The 5141-nt window shown below is 69.8% G+C and carries 5 protein-coding genes; 4 read left to right on the forward strand and 1 reads right to left on the reverse strand.

Going from position 1 to position 5141, the window contains the following annotated elements; translation table 11 throughout:
* Nucleotides 1-220, reverse strand: a 220-nt coding sequence (locus QH470_RS38195) for a hypothetical protein (RefSeq protein WP_425302625.1), incomplete at its 3' end; no start/stop codon positions are given.
* Here QH470_RS38195 and QH470_RS06970 point away from each other — a divergent pair.
* From QH470_RS06970 to QH470_RS06985, 4 genes are all read left to right on the forward strand, one after another.
* On the forward strand, nt 158-1384 hold the full coding sequence (locus QH470_RS06970) for a type III PLP-dependent enzyme domain-containing protein (RefSeq protein ID WP_280271445.1): 1227 nt from the start codon (nt 158-160) through the stop codon (nt 1382-1384). The genes QH470_RS38195 and QH470_RS06970 overlap by 63 nt on opposite strands.
* 49 nt (nt 1385-1433) lie before the next feature.
* Nucleotides 1434-2462 (forward strand): PLP-dependent cysteine synthase family protein, encoded by a 1029-nt coding sequence (locus QH470_RS06975; RefSeq protein ID WP_280271446.1) that lies wholly within the window; start codon nt 1434-1436, stop codon nt 2460-2462.
* Nucleotides 2463-2532: 70 nt separating this feature from the next.
* On the forward strand, nt 2533-3936 hold the full coding sequence (locus QH470_RS06980; protein WP_280271447.1) for an MATE family efflux transporter: 1404 nt from the start codon (nt 2533-2535) through the stop codon (nt 3934-3936).
* A gap of 116 nt (nt 3937-4052) precedes the next feature.
* Nucleotides 4053-5006, forward strand: coding sequence for a phosphodiesterase (locus QH470_RS06985; protein WP_280271448.1), 954 nt, complete (start codon nt 4053-4055; stop codon nt 5004-5006).
* Nucleotides 5007-5141: the final 135 nt, after the last annotated feature.

The following is a 5141-nucleotide window of genomic DNA, read 5'->3' on the forward strand; positions in this document are numbered from 1 at the left end:
GTCCGGGTGGAGGCGATGACACCCGCCAGCACCACCCATGCCAGCACGTCACCGACGGCCGCGCACCCGAGCGCCAACTGCCCGACGGGAGTGCTGAACATTCCCCGGTCGTGCAGAATCCGCGCCAGTACGCCTCCAGCGCACGCTTGAGTTCCCGATGCGGTCCGATCCTCGGATACCCGAGGATGCTCGATCCGAAGCCGTCGGCAATGTTGGCCATGAGCGGGATGCTCCTTCCGCGCCAACGGGGGCCGCCGGCGCTATAAACTACGCCAAGACGGCCAACAAGGCCGGGTGCGTGGCGCGGGCGTGCGCCGAGCACGGCGCCGGGGTGGACGTGGCGAGCGTCGGGGAGCTGAATTCTGCGCTGGCGCAGGGCGTCCGGGGCGACGAGCTGATGGTCACCGGCCCGGCCAAGTCCGACGAGCTGCTGTGGTTGGCGGCGCGCCACAGTGCTCTCATTGCCGTCGACGCGGACGACGAACTGGACCGGCTTGCGGCGCAGGGCATTCCGGTGCGCGTGCTGTTGCGCGCACTCCCCCCGGAGTCGGACAGCCGCTTCGGCATGACCGGCGACGAACTCGATCGCGCGCTGGCCCGCACCGATCTCGGGCCGGTCCGCATCGCCGGATTCAGCTTCCATCTCTCGGGCTACCAGCCGATACCGCGCGCCGAACTGGCCGCCGCGCTCGTGGCCCGCTGTCGGGAAGCGCGCGCGCTCGGCCACCCGGCGACGACGATCTCCATCGGCGGCGGCTTCGCGGTCGACTACGTCGCCGAGCGGTCGTGGCGGGAGTTCACCGAAGGCGCGGGGCCGCACTGGTTTCACGCGGGGAAGAGGTTCGATTCGTACTACCCGTACCACAGCGCGACCGCGGGCCCGGCCGCGCTGGCCGCCGTCCTTAACCACCAGGGCTTGGCGAAAACACTGCGGGACAACGGCATTAGCTTGGCGATCGAACCGGGCCGCGCTCTCCTGGACCGCGCGGGCAGCACCGTCTTCCGCGTCCAAGGCACGAAAACCCGTACCGCACAGGGTCTCCCGTACCAGCTGCTCACGGTCGACGGGACCAGCCTGAGCCTGTCCGAACAGTGGTTCGACAGCGAATACCTCCCCGACCCGGTGCTGTGGCCCACCCGCCCCGGCGCCCGCACTCCCGCGAGCGTCGGCGCGGCCACCTGCCTCGACTCCGACATGCTCAGCTGGCGGCGCATCCCGCTGGCGCGGCCCGCGACTCCCGGCGACCTGCTCGTCTACCCCAATACCGCCGGATATCAGATGGATTCCAACGAATCGGCGTTCCACGAGTTACCGATTCCACCCAAGGTGGTGCTGCACGAGGCGCCCGGCGGCCGGTTCCGCTGGACCCTCGACGCGCGCTAGCGTCCCCGTCACACACCTCCCTTCCACACCCATAGTCCGAGGAGACTTCATGGCGCTCGTCACCCGTGTGACGGACCTGATCGGCAACACCCCGTTGTTCGAACTCGCCGCCACCGACACCGGCACCCGGCTGCTGCTCAAGCTCGAACAGTTCAACCCGACCGGCGCGGCCAAGATCCGGATGGCCCGGGAAATGGTGCGCGACGCGGAGCGTCGAGGGTTGCTGAAAGATGGCGGGCATATCATCGAGTCCACGTCCGGCAACACCGGACTGGGACTGGCGGTAGTGGCCGCCGAGCGCGGGTATCGCTTCACCGCGGTCGTCGACCACCACGCCTGCAAGGACAAACTACGCGCGATGCGAGCCATGGGAGCCGAACTCGTGTACGTCGCCGACGACGGAGACGACAGTCTGGCCACCTCGGCGCGAGAGGACCTCGCCGAGGCGATGGCCGCTGCCCGGCCCGACGCCTACTTCACCGAGCAGCACAACAACGACGCCAACGCCCTCGGCTACTACGCGGTCGCCGAGGAGTTGCTGGATGATCTGGGCAGCGTCGATATCCTGCTGTCGGCCGTCGGCACCGGCGGCTCGCTGTTCGGTACCGCCCGCCGCCTGCGCGAACTGGGTTGCGCGGCACGGGTGATCGGCGTCGAGCCGATCGGCTCGATCGCGTTCGGCGGGGAGGGCGGACCGTACTGGCAGTCCGGCACCGGCACCCCGCCCGGCGCCACCGTCGGCACCGCGGTCGACTACTCGCTGCTGGACGAGGGCGTGAAGGTGTCGGACGTGGACGCGTTCGCCACGGCGCGCGCGGTCGCCGCGAAGCTGGGCCTGCTGATCGGCGGCTCGGCCGGCGGCTCGGTGCACGCCGCGCTCACCCGCCTGGAACAGTTCCCGGCCGGGTCGACCGTGGTAACGATCGTGTGCGACGGCGGCGAGAAGTATCTGGATACGGTCTTCGACGACGACTGGATGAACGAACGCGACCTGCTGGACGAAAGCTCCGAGAGCGCAGTCCTCGAACTGCTCGATCGCTACTCGCCCGCGCGCCGCGATCTGGTGGGCGCGCGGTGAGTAAGGTATACCTAACGAGAATATCGATGCACCTTGGTAAGAATGTGATTCTCATACACGGAAGGGCGGAATGAGCAGCGCATCGCACCGATCCGATTGGCGCAGCCTGACGACGCTGGCGACGCCGATCACGCTGACGCAGCTCGCGCAGGTCGCGGTGTCGACGACCAATATCGCGCTGATGGGCTCGCTCGGCATCACCCAGGTCGCCGCCGGTGGCCTGGCCATGACGCTGTTCAACCAGATCCGGACCATGTGCGTCGGTCTGATCACCGCGACAGGCAACCAGGTCGCCACGGTGGCGAGCCGGGCCGGGCAGCGCAATGCCGATGCCGACCACGAGATCCGCGACGTGGTCCGGTCCAGCTTCCTGATCGCGACGGCCGCGGGCCTGCTGGGCGGGCTGGTGCTGATGGCGCTGGGCTGGTCGCTGCAGTGGCTCGGCCAGGACGCGTCGGTGCTGTCCGCGGCGCGGCCGATGATGGTCGCGCTGGCCCCCGGGTTGCTGCCGTGCCTGTGGTTCCAGGTGCTGCGCCAGTACACCGTCGGCATGCAGCGGCCCCAGGCGCTGCTGCTGGTAACCCTCGGCTCGGTGGCGCTGAATGTCGTTCTCGCCCTTGGGCTCATGCACGGCTGGGCGGGTCTGCCCGCGCTCGGCCTCACCGGCATCGGGCTCGCCACCTCGCTCGTCTTCCTGATCACCTTCGGCGTCTTCTGGGCGATGGTGCGCCGCGACGCCCGCCTGCGGCCGACGCTGCCGGTGCGGATGTGGCCGGTGCGGTGGCGGACCGTCGCCGAAGAGTTGCGGCTGGGCACCCCGATCGCGCTGACCTACGGATCCGAAGCGGGCATGTTCTCCGTACTGGCGCTGGTCATGGGTGCGCTGGGACCGGCCGCGCTGGCCGCGCACAACGTGGTCTACCAGCTGGTCTACATCGTGTTCCAGGTGGCGATCGGCCTCTCGCACGGCGTCTCGATCCTGGTCAGCAAGGCCGTGGCGCGCGACGAGCACCGGCACGCGCAGTCGCTGGCGTGGCTGGCCCTGCGGCACGCAGCGGTGGTCGCCACGCTGGTCGGGCTCCTGTACGTGGTGGCGCCGGATGTGGTGCTGCGCCCGTTCCTCGCCCACCGCGACGGCGACACCGTCGCACTCGCGCACACCCTGCTACTGATCGCGATCGTGCTGCAGTTCTTCGACGCCGCGCAGAACATCGGCACCGGGCTACTGCGCGGATTGAAGGAGACGCGGGCCGGGTTCCGGCTGTCGCTGGTCGGCTATTGGATTGTGGGATTGCCCACAGCGCTGGCGCTCGCCTACCCGGCCGGGCTCGGCGCGGCGGGCGTGTGGTGGGGGCTCACGGCCGGGCTCGCCGCGACCGCCGGACTCATGCTGCGGCGGTACTTCGCCCTGCTGGGCGGGCGCGAACACGCTCGGCCGCGGGTGCTGGCCGGTAGTCTCGGCGGCGCGAGCTGACACGAAATTCTCATCTGGACGTAAGCATGTCGTCACCCGGCGTGGGCATTTAGTAGGGATCAGCTTCGTTATTCTGACGCGGAGGCGAAGCCAAGCCCGTATCCGGGAGGAATCCGGTGCCCATCAGCAGAGTCGCGGAATACCCACGACCGGACCATGTCCTGTTCCACTTCAGTGACACCCACCTGATCGCCGACGACGGCGCGCTGTACGGCGCTGTCGACGCCGAACAGCGCCTACGCCAGCTCCTGGACCGGGCCGAGGCGGGCGGCATCACGCCGACCGCCATCCTGTTCACCGGCGATCTGACCGACCACGGCGAGCCGCGCGCGTACGGCAAACTGCGCGCACTGGTGGAGCCGTTCGCCGATCGGCTCGGCGCGCCCGTCGTCTGGGTCACCGGCAACCACGACGACCGCGCCACGCTGCGCGAGCAGTTGCTCGACGAGGACGGTTCGGCCGCACCCTTCGACCGGGTGCACACCATCGACGGGCTGCGCATCGTGGTGCTGGACACCACCGTCCCGGGCCACCACTACGGCGAACTCACCGACGACCAATTGGCTTGGCTGCGTTCGGTATTGGCCGAGCCCGCCCCGTTCGGCACGATCCTCGCCATGCATCATCCGCCGGTGCCGTGCATCCAGGACCTGGCGGTGACGGTGGAGCTGCGCGACCAGAAGCGGCTCGCCGACGTCCTGGACGGCACCGATGTGCGCAGCATTCTCGCCGGGCACCTGCACTACTCGACCACCGCGACGTTCGCCGGCATCCCGGTGTCGGTGGCGTCCTCCGCCTGCTACAGCCAGGACCTGGCCGTCGCCGAAGGCGGTCAGCGCGGCCGCGACGGCGCGCAGAGCTTCAACTACGTGCACGTCTACCCGGACACCGTGGTGCACTCGGTGGTGCCGATCGACCGCGGCCCGACGGTCGGGCAACCCGCGAGCCCCGCGGAGGCCGCCGAGCGGCTCGAGCGGGCGGGAATCCTCATCCCGCCCGCCTCCCGCATCCCGCAGGTCCTGAACCGCCGGGAGCAAACCGCCGAATCGGACGACGAATCGGTCCGCTGAACCGCGGACGCATTCCACCACAGTCATTCCGGCGTGCCACCACAGTCATTCCGGCGTGCCACCACAGTCATTCCGGCGTGGGGGGGGGGGGGGGGGGGGCGGGGGGGCCGCGGCCCCGCAGACCGCCCGGGCGGG

The organism is Nocardia wallacei (genome assembly GCF_029868745.1).
Lineage (GTDB): Bacteria > Actinomycetota > Actinomycetes > Mycobacteriales > Mycobacteriaceae > Nocardia > Nocardia wallacei_B.

Coding starts and splice junctions, on each gene's coding strand:
- QH470_RS06970 (WP_280271445.1), top strand. CDS start 158: ATGCGGTCCGATCCTCGGATACCCGAGGATGCTCGATCCGAAGCCGTC.
- QH470_RS06975 (WP_280271446.1), top strand. CDS start 1,434: ATGGCGCTCGTCACCCGTGTGACGGACCTGATCGGCAACACCCCGTTG.
- QH470_RS06980 (WP_280271447.1), top strand. CDS start 2,533: ATGAGCAGCGCATCGCACCGATCCGATTGGCGCAGCCTGACGACGCTG.